14 protein-coding genes and 1 tRNA gene are annotated in these 22,058 nt (G+C 35.8%); 12 read left to right on the forward strand and 3 right to left on the reverse strand.

The window, feature by feature from the left end:
• Positions 1–213 precede the first annotated feature (213 nt).
• On the reverse strand, positions 214–2,964 hold the full coding sequence (locus P178_RS0104190) for a substrate-binding domain-containing protein (protein ID WP_027065042.1): 2,751 nt from the start codon (positions 2,962–2,964) through the stop codon (positions 214–216).
• Positions 2,965–3,493: 529 nt separating this feature from the next.
• On the opposite strand from P178_RS0104190, the gene P178_RS0104195 reads away from it, so the two are divergent.
• The 6 genes from P178_RS0104195 to P178_RS0104220 all read left to right on the forward strand — a co-directional run bounded on the left by P178_RS0104195 (position 3,494) and on the right by P178_RS0104220 (position 7,861).
• Entirely contained in the window at positions 3,494–3,763 is a 270-nt protein-coding gene (locus P178_RS0104195) for a helix-turn-helix transcriptional regulator (protein ID WP_027065043.1), read from the forward strand.
• 74 nt (positions 3,764–3,837) lie between these two features.
• A complete protein-coding gene (locus tag P178_RS0104200; RefSeq protein ID WP_027065044.1) occupies positions 3,838–5,043 on the forward strand; it encodes a primase-helicase family protein in 1,206 nt (401 codons plus the stop codon).
• A gap of 207 nt (positions 5,044–5,250) precedes the next feature.
• Entirely contained in the window at positions 5,251–6,132 is an 882-nt protein-coding gene (locus tag P178_RS0104205; RefSeq protein ID WP_027065045.1) for a toprim domain-containing protein, read from the forward strand.
• Between the two features lie 71 nt (positions 6,133–6,203).
• Complete coding sequence (mbpA, locus tag P178_RS0104210; protein ID WP_027065046.1) at positions 6,204–6,506, forward strand: mobilization protein MbpA; 303 nt, start codon at positions 6,204–6,206, stop codon at positions 6,504–6,506.
• The gene (locus P178_RS0104215; RefSeq protein ID WP_027065047.1) at positions 6,506–7,375 is read left to right on the forward strand and encodes a relaxase/mobilization nuclease domain-containing protein; all 870 of its coding nucleotides are present in this window, start codon (positions 6,506–6,508) and stop codon (positions 7,373–7,375) included. Before mbpA ends, P178_RS0104215 begins: the two co-directional genes overlap by 1 nt.
• Before the next feature lie 12 nt (positions 7,376–7,387).
• A complete protein-coding gene (locus P178_RS0104220; protein ID WP_027065048.1) occupies positions 7,388–7,861 on the forward strand; it encodes a DUF6730 family protein in 474 nt (157 codons plus the stop codon).
• A 263-nt stretch (positions 7,862–8,124) separates the two neighbouring features.
• Here the strand turns inward: P178_RS0104220 and P178_RS0104225 are convergent.
• Positions 8,125–8,206, reverse strand: a tRNA-Leu gene (locus P178_RS0104225).
• 129 nt (positions 8,207–8,335) lie between these two features.
• Between P178_RS0104225 and P178_RS0104230 the strand changes: the two genes are divergently transcribed.
• Positions 8,336–9,727, forward strand: a complete 1,392-nt coding sequence (locus P178_RS0104230) for a dipeptidase (protein ID WP_027065049.1) — start codon at positions 8,336–8,338, stop codon at positions 9,725–9,727.
• Positions 9,728–9,830: 103 nt separating this feature from the next.
• Here the strand turns inward: P178_RS0104230 and P178_RS0104235 are convergent, their stop codons facing one another.
• Positions 9,831–10,409, reverse strand: a complete 579-nt coding sequence (locus P178_RS0104235; protein WP_027065050.1) for a PhnA domain-containing protein — start codon at positions 10,407–10,409, stop codon at positions 9,831–9,833.
• 219 nt (positions 10,410–10,628) lie between these two features.
• Between P178_RS0104235 and P178_RS0104240 the strand changes: the two genes are divergently transcribed.
• From P178_RS0104240 to P178_RS0104265, 5 genes are all read left to right on the forward strand, one after another.
• On the forward strand, positions 10,629–10,994 hold the full coding sequence (locus P178_RS0104240) for a BlaI/MecI/CopY family transcriptional regulator (protein ID WP_027065051.1): 366 nt from the start codon (positions 10,629–10,631) through the stop codon (positions 10,992–10,994).
• Positions 10,995–10,996: 2 nt separating this feature from the next.
• A complete protein-coding gene (locus P178_RS22555) occupies positions 10,997–13,000 on the forward strand; it encodes a M56 family metallopeptidase (RefSeq protein WP_051638166.1) in 2,004 nt (667 codons plus the stop codon).
• A gap of 113 nt (positions 13,001–13,113) precedes the next feature.
• On the forward strand, positions 13,114–14,217 hold the full coding sequence (locus tag P178_RS0104250; RefSeq protein WP_027065052.1) for a DUF4407 domain-containing protein: 1,104 nt from the start codon (positions 13,114–13,116) through the stop codon (positions 14,215–14,217).
• Between the two features lie 518 nt (positions 14,218–14,735).
• A complete protein-coding gene (locus P178_RS21420; protein ID WP_036145706.1) occupies positions 14,736–19,742 on the forward strand; it encodes a translocation/assembly module TamB in 5,007 nt (1,668 codons plus the stop codon).
• Positions 19,732–22,056: a BamA/TamA family outer membrane protein gene (locus tag P178_RS0104265; protein WP_036145708.1), complete on the forward strand. Its 2,325-nt coding sequence runs from the start codon at positions 19,732–19,734 to the stop codon at positions 22,054–22,056. The genes P178_RS21420 and P178_RS0104265 overlap by 11 nt, the downstream gene beginning before the upstream one ends.
• The last annotated feature ends 2 nt before the right edge of the window (positions 22,057–22,058 follow it).

Raw genomic sequence — 22,058 nt, forward strand, 5'->3', positions numbered from 1 at the left:
ATTCGTAAAAAATGAGTATGTATTTTGATGATGTATCAATGTGTTATGCTTTTGTTAAGAAACTTATTGAAAAGTGTTAAGTGACTGAATAATAATATTTTATATTCAGATTTTAACATCAACTACAATCCAATAATTATATTCATGTTACATAATGTTAGAAATTGATACGTGTAAAAAGAAAAATGATTGAAATAAGGTTTATAACGTAACTTAAACAGATTTACGAAACGCCGCGGGAGATGTGCCGTATTTGTTTTTAAAGGCCGTAGAGAAGTAATTTGGAGATGAGAAGCCATTGGCATATGCAATTTCCGCAACAGTTAAAGAACTCGTTTCGAGCATGATTTTAGCCTTTTCCAATCGGATATTACCTATGTAATCACTTATACTAATTCCCATCATCGCCTTTACCTTTCTGTATAGTTGAACCCTTGAAATAGTAAGATTTTCAGCTAGGTTTTCAACCGAATAGTCGGAATTCCCCAAATTTTCGTTGATAAGGGAATTTAATTGGTGTATAAATTTTTGTTCTATATTCCCAAAGGAATTTAGTTCTTCAATTTTATGAATGTTACTGGTATAGTAATACCGAAGTTTCTCTCGATTATAAAGCAAGGACTTAATTGACTGAACCAAAATTGAATAGCTGAAGGGTTTAGTCAGATACAAATCTGCTCCTGATTGAAGTCCTTTGATATAAGATTCCTTATTACCCAAAGCGGTAAGTATTATAGTGGGTATGTGAGAAGTTCGTAAGTCCTTTTTTAAAATTTCACAGATCTCAAAACCATCTTTATCTGGTAGATTGATATCACAAAGTATTATATCGGGGACAGTTTCAAAAGCCTTCTCAATAGCATCTATGCCATCGGATAGATAAATATCATACTCTAATTGTAATTTGTTCTTGAGAAATTGTGATAGATCCTTATTGTCTTCAATTATCAATACCGAGTACTTTTCTTTGTTTTTACTCGGTGCCTGAATCAAGTAATTATCATCTATCAAATATTCTGAAGTAAAATCGATGATATTGGTATCTACCAAATCTTGTTCTGCTATTATTTCTGTTTCATCAAAATGTGCTTGTCCCTTATATATTGTTATAATGAACTCCGTTCCATGTAAAGACTTGACTTGGATAGTTCCCTTGTGCATTTCCACAAACTCCTTGCTTAAATGCAATCCTATTCCAGAGCTGTTTTTTCTATTGTTTGATCCTTTAAAAAATGCTTGAAAGACCCCATCCATTTCATTTTTAGGTATTCCGATACCTGAATCCATAAAACAAATGTTAACGGTATTGCTACGCTCATCATCTTCAATAGTAATTCCAATCTTGCCATTATCGGGCGTGAACTTAAAGGCATTAGAAAGTAAGTTGAAATAGACTTTATCCATCAAATTCCTGTCTATAAATACATTCAATGATTCATGATTGGAGTTTAACCTGAAATCGATATTTCTTTTTTTTGCCTCCCTCTCAAAATCTTTATAAATGATTTTTGAAAAGTCGAATAAATTGGTTTTTGATGCCTTTATGTTAAACTTGCGATCTTCAATTTTTCTAAAATCAAGCAATTGGTTGATCAATCTCAATAGGCGATTAGAATTATTGTAAATGAGTTCTACCTCGTTCATAATTTTAGAACCTTTCACCTTAGCAAAATCGCTCATAGATTCAATAGAACTTAATATTAACGTAATGGGCGTTTTAAATTCATGAGAAAGTCCTGTAAAGAAATTTAATTTCGCCTCGTTACTGATTTTAATTTCCTTCGCAATTTTTTCAATTTGATTCCGCTGAATAGTAATCTTATTATTCGTCAACTCAAGCTGTCTGTTCTTTTTTCGAATAGCAAAAATGGAATAGATGCTATATATTGCGAGGCTTAGTATAATTGCCAAAAGTGCCATCGTAATTTTTAGAAGGTTACTTTGAGAATAATAGAGTTCTTCCTGTTTTTTTATAGCGGCCAATTGTTCCTCCATTTTAGCTTGCTGTTCATTGATTTTTTCAAATTGATTGAACATAATATCCGCATTCAACTCATTTATAATGGTAGTTGAAAGTATATTGTTCTTGGGAATGGATTCTTTACTTAAAATTTTCAATGCCAATTTTATGGCTTCATCACCACCAGTAGGATAGAGAACAGTTGCCTTTAAAACTCCATCTTTTACTGCCTGAATTCCTCCATTAGTTCCGGCAAGACCATCTACTCCAATAAAACTGATTTCATTTTCCATTCCCAAATCACGTGCCACTTCCCAAGCTCCAACTGCCATTCTATCGTTATGGGCAAATACGTAATCTACAATAATATCATCATTTAATAGCTGTATCAACCTGTTCTGAATAGACTCCTTTTCCCAGTCCCCTTCAATGGTCGCCACAATTTGGGCCTTTTTAAATTGATCTAACACTTGTTGAAAACCAATCGCTCTTTCTTCGGCAGGTGAAGAACCAGCCAAACCTTTAATTTCAATAATTCGTATGGAATCGTTATAGTTTGATGCAATTATTTCCTTTGCCGCATTTCTTCCTATTTCAATATTATCTGCGCCTACATAGGCAGTATATTGTTGACCTTCGGTTTTTCTATCCACCACCAAAACGGGAATTCCGGCTTTGATTGCCTTCTTTACTACCGCTGTAATAGGTTTAGATTGAATAGGCGAGACAATTAGTACATCTACGCTATCTGCAATAAGCTCATCTATCTGTTTTATTTGTGTTAGTACATCGTAATTAGCATCTTTAATTTGTAAATCAATTTCAGGGTTCATTGAAGCCTGTAACTTCATCGAGTTGTTCATGGAACGCCTCCAATCGTCATTGGTCATGGCTTGAGAAAACCCTATATGTATTTTGTCTTTGTCCTTATTTCGATTACACGAGAAAAAGGAAAAAACCAAAGAAATATTCAACAAGATGAAAATGTACCTTTTAGGTCTCATAAATTTGTGATGAAATGTAAACTTAATGAAATTTGAATTTACTTGACTAATACAGTGGAAAGTTGAAAAAGCTAAGCTAAAAATTAAATTTTAGGGAAATACATTAAAAATAATCTTTTCTTGAGGCAGTATCTTTAAATGGAATACCGATCTTTTTACGTAATAATAAAATATCAAATCGTACTTAAGATAATCTAAACATGGAAAACTGACTTTTTTCCCGTTCAAATTTCACCATCCCTTGATTTTCAATTGTTGATAACCTAGAATTACCTTACAAATCGCACACTTTGCCAAGATTCAAAATGGTTCCATTTGGTATCAAATGAAACCGAATAAAATTTGTTCTTCCTCAACTTAATCCCGTTTGGTTCATTTTGATTCAAGATGCTGTATATCAATTATTTGTGGATAACTAATTGTATCGTTCCATAGTGCTGTTTACCTATTTTCATACATTTATCCAGTAAAAATATTGAAGGAAAACAAAAGCGCTTTTGTTCATTTCGTAACCTTAAAAAGAAACAAAATGGACACTATTTTAATACTCGAACGGCTGGACCGTTTGGAAAAACTTTTGATGGCGAACAAGGAGGTGCTGACCTTCGAGGAGACCTGTGACTATACTGGGATATCCAGAAGCTACCTGTACAAACTTACCGCTGCGGGAACCGTTCCACACTCCAAACCCAACGGAAAACTTATTTTTTTCGAACGGAAGAAAATAGAGGATTGGTTGCTCCAGAACGAACGAAGACCCATAAATGAAATCGAAACGATAGCTAAGCCCGTTCGTTAGGAATTTGCATCTCTAAACTTTTCAAAATTCATCAGTACATCTTGGGAATCCCCTGGGAGTTCAAAACATTTTATATGAAAACAGTACCTTACTTACGGGTGGGCACATCGTACTATAAATTGGTGCAGGCACCTACCATCGCCGGACATTTCAACGAGATCCTGGTGCATTGGAACATCGAGACCATCCGCCAGGACCATGGCAAGGATTACCTGAGCAAGGTTCCAAAATACGATGGCTTTACCTGTATCCCCAATCATATCCATTTTAAACAGGAATATAAAGGGTTCTACAATACTTATTCCCCGTTGCCGACAATCCCAAAAGAAGGGGAATGCCAACATTCATTGAATTTTGTGAAACATATTTTCGGGAAACACTATGAACTAGGATTGGATTACCTACAATTACTGTATACAAAACCGGTACAGGTATTGCCTATTCTTTGTTTAGTTTCCATGGAACGTTCCACAGGCAAGAGTACTTTTTTGAAATGGCTGAAGGCCATCTTCGACAATAACATGACCTACTTGACCAATGATAGTTTCAGTAGCCAGTTCAATGCGGATTGGGCGAACAAGCTGCTCATCTGCATTGACGAAGTACTGTTCAACAAAGAAGAATTGACGGAACGTATCAAATACCTGAGCACCACCAATATCAACAAATTGGAGGCCAAAGGAAAGGATAAAAGGGAAGTGGAGTTCTTCGGTAAGTTCGTCCTATGCAGCAACAACGAGGACAACTTCATAAAAATTGACGGGAACGAGACCCGTTTTTGGGTCTTGAAAATACCCGTGCTCAAAAAAGAGGAGACCGATTTCCTGAATCAACTGAAATCTGAGATACCCGCCTTTCTACATTACATGCAAAAGCGACAGTTATCGAGTGAGCACACCACCAGAATGTGGTTCACCCCAAAACAGATTAGAACAGCTGCGTTAAAAAGGTTGGTACGGAACAATAGGAACCGGGTGGAGAAGGAACTGGCCAGTATCCTGTTCAGTGTCATGGAAAAGTTCGAACTGGAGGAAATAAATCTCTGTCCCATCGATGCGCTGCACCTGCTGAACAAAACCCGTGTCAAGACCGACTTGACCCAGTTGCGGAAATTGCTGAAGAACGATTGGAAACTCGTCAACCAGGACAACTCCAACAAATACCAAAAAGTGACCATTTGGAGCGATGGGGATATCCACATGATCGATGCCAAAGGAAGGTACTTTACGGTGGAAAAAGACTTTTTGAACAAAAATTTCGATGATACGATGACGGAATAGGACGGGGCCAATGTTTATAGGGGCCGAAGCCGTCATCAAACTGTCATCATTTTGTCATCAAAAAAAATAATGATGACGGAAATGCTTGTAAAAAAAGAAGAACGATGACGTGATGACAAAACGATGACAGGGGAAACCTAATACTATAGGGGCCTTGGGAGGTGTTGTCATCATATCATCAAAAAAATAGGTAAAACCATTTGGCTTATGAAAGAAAAAAGAACTACAGGATTATCGTGTGAAAGAGCCCGAGCTTTTCCCATCGAAAGGGCGCTGGCAAAACTCGGGCACTTTCCGACCATGACAAACGATAAAGAAGCTTGGTTCCTAAGCCCTCTTCGCTCAGAAACGCATGCCTCTTTCAAGGTGTCCAAGAAACTCAATAGATGGTACGACCATGGGGAAGGAATCGGAGGAAATGTTATCGATCTGGTGTGTAAAATCACCAAATCTTCGGTAAAGGAAACTTTAAGGTTTTTGGAACAGGACCAAGCCTCTTTCTCTTTTCAACAGCGGCCAGTTTTAAGCAACGATAACCATTATGGAATACAGATTTTTCATGCACGGCCTATCCGGCACTATGGTCTGTTACAATATCTATTTGAACGAAGGATTTCCATTTCGACAGCAGCGGCCATTTGTATGGAAGTTCATTACCTGAACAAGGGAAGACGCTACTTCGCCATAGGATTGAAGAACGGTTCTGGCGGATGGGAGCTACGGAACAAATATTATAAAAACTGTAGTTCGCCCAAGGATATTACCCATATCAAAAATGGAAACGGAAAACTCATCGTTACCGAAGGGATGTTCGACCTGTTATCGATTTTAGAGGGTACCGAAGGATCAAATTTGGAATATGATTTTCTGGTCTTGAACTCTACTGCCTTTCTAAAGAAAGGTATGAAGATTATTGATAGTTATAGCCAAATCGACCTGTATTTGGACAATGACCAAAATGGAAAAGGAGCGACGCAAAAGTTGATGGCCCGTTCCAAAAACTGCCTGGACAAATCTATGCTTTACGAAGGATTCAAGGATGTCAACGAATGGCTGGTAAAAAGTGTTAAAAAGGGACTTGGTCAGTAAGCGCGAGATGTGTCTTTGTTGCCACAAAGACAAACTCGCTTTACTCCCGTTGGTCGCAAAGTAAAAAAGAAATGAAACGTACGTATATCAAATTTAGATGCTCCATCTACGAGAAAAAACTGCTCAGAAAAAGGGCGGAACGTGCAGGTATTTCCCTCTCCGAATATTGCCGCAGCTCTGCTTTTGGCAATACCGTTATCGAACGGTTGACCGAGGAACAATTAGCCCATTATAAAATGCTGGTGAAGTACAAGGGGAATTTTACCCGAATAGGTAACATGTTCAGGAAACATAACCCTAAACTGGCCAGCGAGGTTGCACAACTGGCGGAAGAAATACGAACACACCTTTATAATTTCAAAAAAACAAAATAATGATTGGCAAGGGAACATCCATATCACATACCGGAACAAGTATCGATTACGGTTGGAACCAGGAGAAGGATGCGGAAATCGTCTTTAGCCAACATCTGGCGGGAAACAGTCCTAGAGAGATCACCGAGGAGTTCAAACTGATACAAGAAGAGAATATCCGCTGCCAAAAGAATACCCTAAGCTTTATACTCAGTCCGACACAGGAAGATGGTAAGAATCTTACCAAGGAACAGTTAGGAGAACTAACCCAAAGGTTCGTCAAGGAAATGCAGCTGAAGGAACGACAGGCCATCGCCTTTGTCCATAGGGACAAGGAACATATGCATGTCCATTTGTACGTGAACCGTATCGGTTTTGATGGAAAGGCCTACAATGACAGTTTTATTGGGAAGCGGAGCCAACTGGCCGCCGAGAACGTAGCGAAGGAAATGGGACTGACCACGGTCAAGGAGGTACAATTGGAAAAGGAACTGGATTCCACAAAGGTCCGGCTTGAAATAAAGGACATCCATCAAAGGATAATGGAAACCGAAAGGCCAAAAACATTAGACTCCTACATCAAGGCCATGAAAGAAAGGAATGTGGAAGTCACCCCGACAATAAACCGGGCCAATAAATTACAGGGCTTCCGGTTCCAATATGAGGGCCATAATTTCAAGGCAAGCGAGGTACACCGCTCCATGTCCGGAGGTAGGATCATGGCACAACTTTCCCAGAATAAAGGTATAGCAAAACCGATAATGGTGGACAAGTCAGTCCAGCTACTAGGGAAAACCTTGGAAATGAGTACCAATTTAGCCACAAGCATTGCCAAGAACATCATCAAAAAAACGATCAAAAGGGCCATCGATACCGGAATTGGATTTTAAAAACAAAAAGCTATGGGATATAAAAAACTGGACGAGGTGATGGAACTACTCACCGACGAGTTGGATGGGTTCAACCAGTCCATCGATAGATTTGAAAAGTTGACCCAAAATACGGACAACATCAAAGTAATGCCCGATACTTCAAAAATCGAACGATTGTTCCAAGAGCATCGGAATTCCGAGAAGGTGAATACCGAAAGGCTTCAGGAGTCGGTTCAGGATATCAGGAATCAGATTTCAAAAGCAAGACTGGTTCCAAGGATACAATTACGGATTCATTACGCGATTTGGTTTATTTCCTTGGTTATCATAGGATACCTATCGCTACAGTTCTCCCGAATCGGGGAAGTACAGGAAAAGGCATTTACCGAGGGAGAGCAAGAAGTAATCTCCAGTTTAAAAGGATATTTTGACCAATATCCGCAGCATTACGAATCGTACCAGAAATGGATACAGAAAAAGGATAGTGTTCTAAATCAAAAGTAGTATGCGCCCTATGGAATTTTTGCTTGACGCTTATCTGCCGGAACACTACAAAAATTCCACAGGATCCATGCGCAGGTAAGTTATGGTAAGATTTGGGACTGGTGCCTGAAACACCTATAAAAGACTAAAAACTATTAATTTGACTTCAAATAGTTAGAAATGGTATCATCTAAAATATCCAAAAGAAAAATATCGGATTGTGTTACCTATGTGTTACCCAGAACCAAAAAAGCCGACTCCTAAAAGTCGGCTTTCCCTTGTTGTACAGGCGGAGAGACTCGAACTCTCACACCTTGCGGCACTAGATCCTAAGTCTAGCGTGTCTACCAATTCCACCACGCCTGCATACTTTCCTAAATCAAAAAATAGTGATTATCGGGGTGCAAATATAACGCAAAAAATCAATTCTCTAAATTTTAGCTATTTAAAAATTACGCTTTTTGTACTTTTATCAAAAGTCACATAAAATAGTACATGGAAAACGTAAAGAATTATCTATCGGAAAACAAGGACCGATTTTTAAATGAAATCATTGAACTACTTAAGATTCCGTCTGTTAGCGCAGATTCTGCTTTTTCTCAAGATGTTTTAGATACTGCAGATACAGTAAAAATGAGATTAGAGGAGGCAGGTTGCGATATTGTTGAAATTCATGAAACTGCAGGATATCCAATTGTATATGGTGAAAAAATCATAAATCCTGATTTACCTACCGTTTTAGTATATGGTCATTATGACGTGCAACCGGCAGATCCAATTAACTTATGGCACTCACCACCATTTGAACCGGTAATCAAAAAAACAGACAAGCATCCTGAAGGCGCAATTTTTGCACGTGGCGCTTGTGATGATAAGGGACAAATGTACATGCACGTAAAGGCATTGGAGTTGATGGTAAAAACCGATCAATTACCATGTAACGTAAAATTCATGATCGAAGGTGAAGAAGAAGTTGGTAGTAATAACTTAGCTATTTACGTTGCTGAAAATAAAGAAAAGCTAGCAAATGATATTATTTTAATATCCGATACTGGCATGATCGCAAATGATGTACCTTCAATTACAACAGGTTTACGAGGGTTAAGCTATGTTGAAGTAGAAGTTACCGGACCTAACCGTGATCTACATTCCGGATTATACGGTGGTGCGGTTGCTAACCCGATAAATATTTTAACCAAAATGATTGCTAGTCTACACGACGAAAACAATCATATTACAATTCCTGGTTTTTATGATAAGGTAGAAGAGCTTTCAAGCGAGGAAAGGGCAGAAATGGCAAAAGCTCCTTTTAGTCTAGAAAAATATCAAAATGCGTTAGATATAGAATCTGTGTATGGTGAAAAAGGGTATTCTACAAATGAGAGAAACTCTATTAGACCAACATTAGATGTTAATGGTATATGGGGCGGGTATACTGGCGAAGGTGCAAAAACAGTTATTGCAAGCAAAGCATTTGCTAAAATATCTATGCGTCTGGTTCCAAATCAAGATTGGAGAGAGATTACAGAATTGTTCAAAACTCATTTTGAGTCTATTGCCCCTAAAGGTGTAAAAGTAGTAGTGAAACCTCATCATGGCGGACAAGGATATGTTACCCCTATTGACACCATTGCCTACCAAGCGGCTTCAAAAGCTTATGAAACTACATTTGGCAAAAAACCAATTCCGCAACGTAGTGGTGGTAGTATACCCATAGTTTCTTTATTTGAAAAGGAGTTAGGCAGTAAAACTATTTTAATGGGCTTTGGTCTAGATAGTGATGCCATACACTCCCCTAACGAACATTTCGGAGTATGGAATTACTTAAAAGGAATTGAAACTATTCCTTATTTCTATGAGTATTTCACTGAAATGTCTAAAAAGTAATAGCGCATTAACGTTATTTTTAAATAAAACGAAGCAATCTGTGCATTTGGAACTCCAAATAAACAGATTGCTTCGTCGTTTAAAAGAACCTTATAAAACAGTTCTATATTTTCTTAACGTACTTAGTAATTATAACCGTCATTGTTGGTCCTACTTTTCCTTCAATATATTCTGCATTTTCACGGTCTAAAGAAATTCTACGTACTGCAGTACCTTGTTTGGCAACTTGGCTAGATCCTTTTATTTTCAAATCTTTCACCAAAACAACGCTATCACCATTTTCTAGAATTACGCCATTTACATCTCTATGAATTATCTTATCAGCTTCTGCTAAACCTTCTCCTGTTGCTTTTGCCCAAACTAAAGCCTCAGGCTCTAAATAGATCATATCTAATAAATCTTTAGGCCAACCTTCAGATTTTAATCTAGATAGCATTCTCCATGCTACAACTTTCACAGAATCATATTCGCTCCACATACTATCATTAAGACATCGCCAGTGGTTGGCATCCATTTGCTCCGGATCTTCTATTTGAGTACGACAAGTCTCACATGCCAAAATACTTGAATCTACTCCACTAATAGAAACTGGCTCCACTTCAAAAACTTCTAAATTATTGGTACCTGTACAAAGCTCGCATGTGGAACCGCTACGTGCTTCCAAATCATCTTTTACACTCATTATTGGTTGTTTTAGGTTTCAAATTTACATCTTTTTCATGGGGCGTTAGGGCCTTTCCCCAAAGAATTGGGGTCGGGCTATACGTTACAAGTACGCTTCGCAAAAAGCGAATGCGGGCTTTTCACTACTATCCCTAAAGCAAAATTAATTTAACCTCTACACTTGTAGAATTAAAATATTTGTTCTATGTTTGTAGAACACGCTCTAAATTTGTAGAAAATGCAATTATCAAAATCGGAAGAAGAATTAATGAATATTCTCTGGAAACAAAAAAAGGCATTTATGAAAGATTTGCTAGATGCTTACCCAGAACCAAAACCGGCAACAACAACCGTTGCTACGCTTTTGAAAAGAATGACCGATAAAAAGTTCATTGATTACAAGAGCTTTGGCAGAAGTAGAGAATACTTTCCATTAGTAAAAAAGAAAGACTATTTCTCTAAACATGTAAACGGGTTAATTAAGAATTTTTTCAACGATAGCGCCAGTCAATTTGCATCGTTTTTTACCCAAGAAACTGATTTAAGCAAAGCAGAATTGGAAGATTTAAAAAAACTAATAGATAATGAAATCTTAAAAAAATAAGCATGATTATCTTCCTATTAAAATCTACCGCCTGTATGGCAATCTTTCTAACTTTCTACAAGGTATTGTTAGAAAACGAAAGCATGCATCAGTTTAAACGATTTTTTTTAATAGCAGCATTGGTTTCCTCATTCATAATACCTAGCATAGTTTTTACCGAATATATTGAGATAGAACCTAGCGATGTTTCTACCCAAGTATTAGCTATAGAACAGAATATTGAGAATCAAAACATAGCTAAAGAAGTTGCGCAATCACCTTTGAATTGGTCATTAGCTCTTTGGACAATTTATGGAATTGGTGTTGTTGGTTTCGGGTTTAGATTCATTCGCCATCTCATACAGTTATGGTCTCGTATACGCAACAACCCAAAACTGAAGCAAAATTCTATTACAAACGTATTACTAAAACAGCAACTTCCACCTCATACCTTTTTCAATTTCATCTTTCTGAATAAACACAAGTTTGAAACCAAAAGCATTCCCAATTCTGTACTACTTCATGAGGAAACACACGCCTTACAAAAACACAGTTTAGATGTATTGCTAATAGAGTTTTTACAAGTGTTATTCTGGTTTAACCCTGTATTATATTTTTTTAAAAAGAGTATAAAACTAAATCATGAATTTCTAGCCGATAGCGCTGTACTTAAAAATAACGAGGACCAATTAAATTATCAACACACCTTACTGTCGTACTTATCAAACGGCAACTATAATGTTCATCAATCAGTTGGCATTGCAAATGCCATTAATTATTCATCAATCAAAAAACGATTTATCATCATGAAAAAACAAACATCGAAAAAGGGCTTTCTAATAAGAAGTTTATTATTGTTACCCCTATTAGCAATCATGCTTTACGGATTTAGTCAAAAAAATATAATAGTTCACAAAACAATTAAGGATATAAACATAGAAATCACTGAAACAGGAAATTTACTAGTCAATGATCATCCTGTATTATTAGAGAATTTGTCAAAGGAGATTTTTAAAATAAACCAAAACTTAGAACCTTATATCATTAGGAATTACCTAACTGCCAATATTCTTTATGATGAAAATCAGTATAAGCTAATTGAACGGGTTCAATCAGAAATTCAATATACTGGTATTACTAAAATAGAACATTTTAGCAATAAAACATCGGGTATAAACGGACATAAACCAAGTGTATATAATGGTAAAACAGTAGAAGAGGCAAAAGTAATTCGTAGGAAAAATGTATTCAAAGAATTTGAACTAGATATTTATAACGAGCCACTACTAGAAATTGCATGGTTAGAAATTAAAAATGAAAACGAGATATGGTTTAATGATGAACTAATTCAATTTGCTGAACTTTCAGAAAAATTAAATTCAAAATATACAGCTGCCATAAATCAAAAAAAATTAGGAGTTCAGATTTACACAAAAGAGATTTTAGATTCAGTTTTAATAGACAGCATATCAAAGGAACTTAGGAACCTAGGAACTAAAAGCATTACAGTTTTTAACGAGAAAAAAGAATATCAAGAAACTGCTACAAAAACGCAAATGGCAGACTATAACATCTTAGCAAAAAAATACAATACCATGATATCAAAAGGCGGTAACATTCGTATCATGAAATCTGATGTTGATAAGCTAACAAATATCTATGAAATAATGTCTGATGAGCAAAAGATATCAGCGCAACCATTTCCTAATTTCCCTGAGCCACCACCAGCACCAAATGCACCTTTTATTCATAGAGGAGAAAAAAGTGATATCCCTCCACCACCAAGTCCTAATGTCAAAAAAGGAGATATAAGCAATATTCCACCACCTCCTACTCCGCCGTCTCCATTAGATTATGTTATATCCATGGCAAAAAAGGGAGCTACTTTCCTATATGAAGATAAAAAGATTTCATCTGACAAGGCTATAGAATTGCTAAAGAAAAACAAAGATTTAAATATAGAATCTAGAGAGAAAAACGGCAAAGCAGAAGTAAGAATTACCAAAGAACCTGTAACAATCGAATAACAAGAACGTCAAACATATGTTAAAGCCCTCTTTTCGAGGGCTTTTTGCGTACCAAAAATGGAATAGTTACGTTCATCCAATAGACATCATCATCAATCAAAAAACAAATTAAAATGCTACAAAAATTTTTTATTCTCTGCTCAGGTGCGGATGCAGAACTGTTAAACACCTGCTCTAAAGGAGAACAAAACAAATATGCAGGTATAGGCGCTACCGTATTCTTTACAGCTGTTATGGCATTTATTGCAAGTAGTTATGCCCTATTTACCGTCTTTGACAATGTATATGCCGCTGTATTTTTTGGGATCATTTGGGGACTTCTAATTTTTAACTTAGATCGTTTTATCGTTTCAACCATTAAAAAACGAGATAATATTGGTCAAGAATTTTTACAGGCTACACCCCGTATTATTCTAGCGGTAATCATTGCAATCGTTATATCGAAACCTTTGGAAATGAAAATTTTCGAGAAAGAAATCAATCAAGTCTTATTGGAGCAAAAAAATGAGCTTACGTTGGCGAACAAAGATCAGTTAGCCTTGCAATACACTCCAAAAATTGAGCAATTAAATCAAGACATAGCTCTTTTAAAAGCAGAAGTCCTTACCAAAGAAGCAGAGACCAATGCATTGTATGATATTTATATAAATGAAGCAGAAGGAACCGCAGGCACTAAATTATTAGGCAAAGGTCCTGTGTATGCTGAGAAACGAGAAAAACATGATGCTGCACTTGCTGAACTACAAGAATTAAAAATAGCAACTTCCGATAAAATAACAGGCTTAGAATCTCAAATTGCCACATTAGATATTGAATATGCAGAAGTAGTCAAAAATTCACAACCAATTATAGATGGTTTTGATGGTCTAATGGCAAGAATTACCGCTTTAGACGAATTGCCATGGCTACCATCATTCTTTATTTTTCTTTTGTTCTTAGCAATTGAAACTTCTCCTATAATTGCCAAATTATTAGCACCTAAAGGTGAATATGATATTAAATTAGAAGAGGAAGAAAGCGTTCTTTCTACTTGGGTCGAACAAAAACTGGCCCAACGAAAACTCATCGCTTCAACTGATAGTGAAATAAATCAGAAAATATATGAAGATCTAAAGGGAGAAGAAGAACTTTACGGATACAAAAAGAAAAAAGCAGAAGAGTTGCTACGTTTACAAGCAGACAGTTTTCATAACATTCAAACAAAAGGCTTAAAATAAAAAAGACCAATATTTCTACTGGCCTTCTTCGGTTTGGGGGAACTACCTGAACAACTATTAAAATTTTTATGGGCTTAGCCTCTAGAATTAATTTTGAACTAGTAACACTAAACTTATTCTTCAATCATTAATTACACTTCAAAGATATTGCGCACGTGACTTTAAAATTTGTCGCTTTAGACTAAGTCAAATTAAGTATAGACGAATGAACAATAAGTATCGATGAATCATTTCATCTGTAGGTATTTGTTCGATATTAGATTAGTATGCTACATTCATAATGTTGAATACCGATAATCTTCGTTGCAAATAAGCTAATTTTATATATTGGTAGACTTAACTTTGCATTTTATGGCATCACTTAAAGAAACCAAGAAAAAGAAGAGAAGGTTCTATAACCTTATGATAATAATAGTACTACTAATTATAATCGTTACAGGTTTTATGGCACAACTAGGTTCATAGAATATCATAGTTGAAAATTGAATGATAGAATTCAATCCTTTAGTGTTTACCATATGACCGAAAAGAATCAAAAAATTAAAAAATATTTAAAACTCTTAGGAAAAATAATTCTCGGAGTATTACTTCTATTTTTTATTTTGGTTTTGGTTGTAAGAACTCCTTGGGCTCAAAATTTAATCGTATCCAAAGTCACTTCTTACATTTCTGATAAAACGAATACGAAGGTGGAAGTTGGTACTATATACCTTACGTTCTCTGGTGATATACAAGCAGAAAACATCTACCTTGAAGATACCAAAGGTGACACGCTTTTCTATTCAAAATCCCTTCAAGCAGACATTCCGTTATACCCTGTAATTTTTAAAAATGAACTTTCAATTGACGGTGTTGTTTCTGAAGGTGTAGTGGCAAACATCAGTAGAGGTAACAATCCAGAAGAGTTCAACTTCACTTTTCTTTTAGACGCTTTAACAACAACAACCGATACTACTGCCACCGCAGCAGAACCTATGAATATTTCTGTAGGTAGTTTAGATTTAACCGATTGGAAACTAGATTATACTGACGCCTATTTAGGAACTAATATTGGACTTGTCTTGGGAGATCTAGCGTTAGATGTTACTAAATTTGACCTAGATGCAATGAAGTTCGCATTGGATGATTTAGCTATAAATAATACTAAATTCACTTACCTACAATCTCATCCTTTTCCAGTAACTGAAGATACCGCTACTAGCAAACTACCATTTATAACTGTTGATGAATTTAATCTCAATGATTTAAATATCATTTATAACAATAAACCAGATGGGATAAATACAAACATGAATCTTGGAACTGTTGAATTAACAGAAATACTGGCAGATGTTTCTAAAAACAGATACGAGACAAATGACCTTATCTTTCAAAATTCACAGATAGATCTTCAGTTGACCAACGCTGTGTCTGAAGATACCGTTACCACTAAAAATGAAGAATTTAAATGGCCAGAATTTATAATTGCCGCAAATAATATAGACTTAGCAGAAAACACAATTAGCTACACTTTAAATAATCAAAAGCAAGATGTAAACGCTTTTAACCCAAACGCATTTAAAATTCAACAGTTTCAACTTCTAGCTAAAAATCTTAAATACGAACCTGAAAAGGTTGATTTAAGTGTTACTAAATTCTCGTTTTCAGAACCAAGTGGAATACGTTTGGACCAATTAGCATTTAAAGCCGGACTAACAGATACCGAAGCCTCTCTTTCAAATATGGTATTTCAAATGAATGAAAGTTCTGCTAAGGCAGACCTAAACATCAATTTCAATTCATTGAATGGAGCGATAAGAAGTCCTGAAAAAACCACTTTATCAGCATCCATTTCAGACCTTATTCTAGAGATGGAAGATGTTCAGAAATTATCACCGACCCTAGTACAAAACCAGTACTTAGATTCGCTTTCAATGCACCCAATAATTGGAAGTTTAAATGCGCAAGGAAGTTTAAAAGAAGTAAACGATTTTAATACCCAATTACAATGGGGACCTGAAACTTTAATAGCCGCAAATGGTAGTATTAGAAATCTTACCGATACAGATTCCCTTTCATACGATTTGAACAATATTAGCTTCAAAAGCACTAAAAAAGCTGTTGATAAAATAATATCATCTAAAGAATTAAGTATTTCCATTCCTGAAACCATCAACATGGAAGGAAGTTTATCTGGCGGACTTACTTGGGTGAAACCTAATCTTAATATCAAAATTCCGGAAGGATCAGCACAAATTAATGCACTTGTAAATTATGGAGAAAACATAATATTCAATGGTGCTATTTCTTTAGACAGTCTTCAATTAGGGAAACTTTTACAGAACGAACAATTAGGGAAATTATCTCTTAAAATAAACGGCAAAGGATCAGGTTCTGAATTAAACAATTTCAATGCGGATATAGATGGCAGTATTTCTCAAATTCAATATGGCGGTTATGCTTATAATGAGATAGCCATTACAGGAAAACTTAAAGATGGTAGTGGTACAATTATAGCAAACATAGATGACCCTAATTTGAATATGAAGGTCAATTCTAACCTTGTGCTTTCATCGCAAGTGAACGATATTGTTTTTTCTTCAAATATTATAGGTGCAGATTTACAAAAACTAGGACTTACAAAAAACAATATTAAAATTGCTGCCAATGTCAATGGAAATTATACTGGCACGCCATCTAATTTTACAGTAAACGCAAATATTGAAGATGGTATAGCCATTGCCGACAATGAACAATACCAAGTATCTACCATTGCATTAAAAGCCCATATAGAGGACTCTATTACCGATGTCACCATCAACAGTAATTTTTTAACTGGTCAATTAGCATCTAACGCCTCTCCAAACCGAATTACAAATGCGCTAAAAAGACAAATAGAACATTACTTCTCTACAGAAGATTCTACTTTTGAATCTGATGAAAACATTGAAGCTAAGCTAGCGCTTGCCGTTATACCTACTCCTGTTTTATCTAAGGTATTTTTTGACGGAGTAGAAGATTTAGATTCCTTGAACATAGATGCAAGTTTCAACTCAAGAACACGTAAAATTTCTGCCGAAATTAAAGTACCACATATAGCGTACGCTGGTAGTTCGGTTGATAGTTTAAATGCTTTTATAAAAGGCGATTCAATAGACCTAAAGTTCTCTGCGGGTCTAGCAGATTTAATTTATGATCCAATTAACCTAAAGCAAACCTATGTAACTGGCAGTCTTAAAAACAAAGAGTTGCTGTTAGATTTTACTTCTAAAAATGACACGGTTCAAATAATGAAAATTAAATCTTCACTTGTCTTTCAAAAAGATACATTAAAGCTTCATATTGATCCAGATGACTTGATCTTAAATAAAAAGCACTGGGAGATTCCTGATGATAATAGCATCGTTATAGCCGAATCCTTTTCAGATTTTAAAAATGTAATCTTGAGTAGAAATTCCCAGAAAATGGAAATCTCCAATAAGGTTCCAAAAATGCAAACAGAACATATTGGTATTTTATTTGAGAACTTTCAACTACAAACCTTTCTAAGTTTTTTCAATCCTGATGAGGCATTGGCAAAAGGAAAAGTGGAAGGAGACTTTGTTATCCTAAACCCTTATTCCGCATCTGGTCTAGTAGCAAATATGGACATTAAAGATTTTCAGGTAATGCAAAGTCCGTTAGGTACTTTAACGTTAGATGCATCTTCTAAATCATTATCAGACTATGATTTTGATTTAGCATTAAAAGATGGAGGTGCTGAGCTTACATTAACAGGAGATTATACCGCTAAAGAAAATAGGGCAGATTTAAATATGGAGCTCGACATTCAAAAACTAGAAGCCAATATTATACAAGGTTTTTCTAATAAACAATTAACCGATGCCAAAGGTTATTTAGATGGCAGCTTGCTGGTAAACGGCACACTTGCTGAACCAAAGTATTCCGGAAGAATAAATTTCAACGATTTTGGTCTCACACTGGCAGCATATAAATCTGCATTATCAATAGACAATCAATTCATAGATATAGACCAAGACAAAATTACGTTCAACTCATTTACTATAAATGATATTAACCAAGGAGAACTAACTTTAGACGGAAATGTTATTACAAAGAGTTTTAATAATCCCGGTTTTGATCTTTCCGTTAAAACGGATCAATTTAGAGTATTAAATTCCAAAAAAGGAGATGATGAACTCGTATACGGAATTACAAGTATTAAGGCAGATTTAACTGTAAAAGGAAATTTAGAATTACCCGTTATAGATGGAAAAATACGTGTACGTGATGTTACAGACCTTACCTATGTTGTTCCTCAAGACCAATTAAACATTCAAGAGCGAGATGGAGTTGTAATTTTTGTAAACCGTGAAAATCCTGAAGCCATACTCACCCGTAACGATGGCGAAAAATCGAATTCCTTTTTTGCTGGAATGGATATAAATACGATACTAGAAATAGGAAATGAGGCGAAGTTTACAATAGTACTTGATGAAAAAACACAAGATAAGTTACAGGCGTCTGGTGCTGCAACGCTCAATTTAAATATAGACCCTAATCAAGACATTAGATTATCGGGGAGATTGGAATTAAACTCAGGGTTCTACAGAACTAGTTTGTACAATTTGGTAAGTAGAGAATTTAAATTACAAAAAGGCAGTAGTATAATTTGGAGCGGTGATCCCTATGACGCTAAAATGGATGTTACGGCCATCTATGAAATTGAAACCTCGGCTTCTTCATTAATGTCATCTATAAGTTACGGGCAAGATAGTAACGTATCTGGATCGTACCAGCAAGCCACAGATTTTTTGGTTTATTTGAATATTGACGGGCAGCTAACACAACCAGAAATATCCTTCGCCTTAGATATGCCAGAAAGTGCCCAAGGTAGTTTTGGAGGTGCCGTCTATGGGCGTATTCAGCAATTAAATGAGCAAGAATCCGAATTGAACAAACAGGTATTCTCATTATTGGCTCTTAATCGGTTTTACCCAACAACGGGTAGTGATGGTAGTAGTGGCGGTGCAATTTCTATTGCCAGAAACAATGTAAACAAGGTTCTTTCTAATGAGTTGAATACAATTTCTGACAAATTACTGGGCAAAACAGGTTTTGAGCTAGGTTTTGATTTAGATAGTTTTGAAGATTATGAAAGTGGAAGTGCCCAAAACCGGACACAGTTAAACATTAATGCCAGTAAAAAGCTTTTTAACGACAGATTAATTGTGACTGCCGGTAGTGCAGTAGATGTAGAAGGCAGTGCTTCATCAAGTGAAACCGAAACTCCAATTATAGGTAATGTAACTTTAGAATATCTGTTAAGCGAAGAGGGTACGTATAGACTTAAGGGCTTTAGAAGACAAGAATATCAAAATATAATAGACGGGCAGCTTATTGTTACTGGTGTAGCCTTTATTTTTGATCGTGAGTTCAATAAATTCAGTCAGTTATTTAGTCCCATTAAAAAAGAAAATACCGAAGAGAAACCTTCAAAAAAAGATTTGAAGAAAAAAGAAGAACAGGAGAACCTTGAAAAATAATAATCTTACATATAAAACCTTATTCTGCTTGGTATTCTTGATGGCTTACTCCTGCGGTATTGAAAAATATATTCCTGAGGGTGAACAATTATATACTGGTGCGGCGCTTGACATTAAAACAGAGAGCAATCTAAAAGATGAGAAAGAAGTAGAAGCAGAATTACTAAGTCTTATTGAACCCAACCCTAACACCACATTTTTAGGAATCAAGCCTGCCCTATTTTTTCATTACAAGGCTCAACGAGAAAAACCAGGGTTCCTTTATAAATTTTTGAATAAATCTTTTGGAGAAGAACCTGTCTATTTTTCAGATGTAAACCCAGAGCGTGTAGAAGAATTAATATTAAATAGGTTAGATAATAACGGATTTTTCTATAGTCAATCAGAATCTGAAACGATAATTGACGGTAATTTTGCTTCGGTTAATTATTCTGCAAGTTTACTTGAGCCATATGTTCTAGAAAATTACAATCTAGAATCTGACTCTTTGCCTATCTACAAAGAAATTGAGAAAATGCTACCCGAAACGACTCTTACAAAAGGAGACCGATTTGATTTAGATTTACTAAAAGCAGAAAGAGCACGATTAAACAATGGACTTAAACAACGAGGATTTTATAATAGTCAAGAAGACCTTTTAATTTTTGAAGCAGACACAAATCAATACAAGAATAGAAAGTTCGATCTTTTTCTAAGACTTAAAAAAGATGTCCCCGCACGCGCTTCTATCCCCTACACTATTGACTCCATAACAGTTTACCCTAATTATTCTATTGAAGGAGATACCTTGCCCTTGACAAAAGAGAATGTTACGCAGGTAGACAGTATAGATTTTGTACAGAAAGAACTGTATTTTAAACCAGAACTACTAGAATCTTACTTGCTCTTCAATGAAGGTGATTTGTACGATGCCAATACCTCAAAACAAACGAGTAACAGATTGTCTGCATTAGGCAGTTATAAGTATGTAAACATACAATACACTGAGTTGGACACTACTGCAACAGACGGTAATGGCGGTTCTTTGGCTGCGAGTATATATTTAGCTCCATTAACGAAACGCTCTATTAGAGCGGAGCTACAAGCTGTATCTAAATCTAATGGTTTTACTGGGCCTGGTATTCTATTGAGCCATACAAATAGAAATGTGTTTAATGGCGGGGAAACATTCAGTATTTCAGCCAATTTCAGTTTTGAATCGCAACTATCCAGTGGTAGCAATTCTAGCCTAAGTAGTATTGCTGGTGGTGTAAGCGCAGATTTAGTTATACCCAGGTCCATACCATTTTCACCTAGTAGGTTTAAATATGCTGTACCTAAAACTAAAATTTCATTAGGAGTAGATTTTTTACAACGTAGCCAACTGTTTACATTAGGTTCGGTTAACGCTTCATTTGGGTACACTTGGAAAGAAAATCAATACGTATATCATACACTAGACCCTATTAGCATTAATTATTCGAAATTGTCTAATGTCACAGATGAATTTCAAACCATACTTGATGACAATCCGTTTTTAAGTCAAAGTTTTGAGCAACGATTTATTGCCAGCCTGTTATATAGTTTCACCTATGATGAAGTCTCTAACCTTGGAAAAGAAACCCCAATCTATTTTAATACAAATTTTGATTTAGCAGGAAACATGTTAAATCTTGTTAGTGGTGGATCCGGTACTATTTTCGGTTCAGAATATGCCCAATATGCAAAAGTAGATGCCGACGTTCGCCTATACTTACGATGGAAAAAAGAACAAACTTTAGTTTCTCGCGTTTATGCAGGTTGGGGAGTACCTTATGGCAATAGTACCACTTTACCGTTTGTAAAGCAGTTTTATTCTGGGGGTCCGTATAGTGTTCGTGCATTTAACATACGCTCATTAGGACCCGGTAATTTCAACGCAGAAACCGAAAACTCCACTACAGACTATTTTGACCAATCTGGTAATTTAAAACTAGAAGCTAATGTGGAATATCGTTTTCCTTTATTCTCTTATTTAAAAGGAGCCTTTTTTATTGATGCAGGTAATGTATGGTTAACAGGTGATTATTCTGAGATTGAAGATGATCAATTGACGAGTAGTTTTTCTCAAACATTGTTTACCGACGGTAAATTTGAAAAAGATTGGTTAACAGAAGTTGCGGCAGGTGTTGGTTTCGGACTTCGATTGGATATTCAAAGTTTTGTTATTCGGTTAGATTTGGCATCGCCACTTCGCATTCCCTATTTACCAGAAAATGAGCGTTGGAATACTCCATTTTTTGGGAATGCAGATAACAACATGACCTTAAATTTCGCTATTGGTTATCCGTTTTAAAG

It is taken from the genome of Maribacter sp. Hel_I_7 (genome assembly GCF_000688315.1).
Lineage (GTDB): Bacteria > Bacteroidota > Bacteroidia > Flavobacteriales > Flavobacteriaceae > Maribacter > Maribacter stanieri.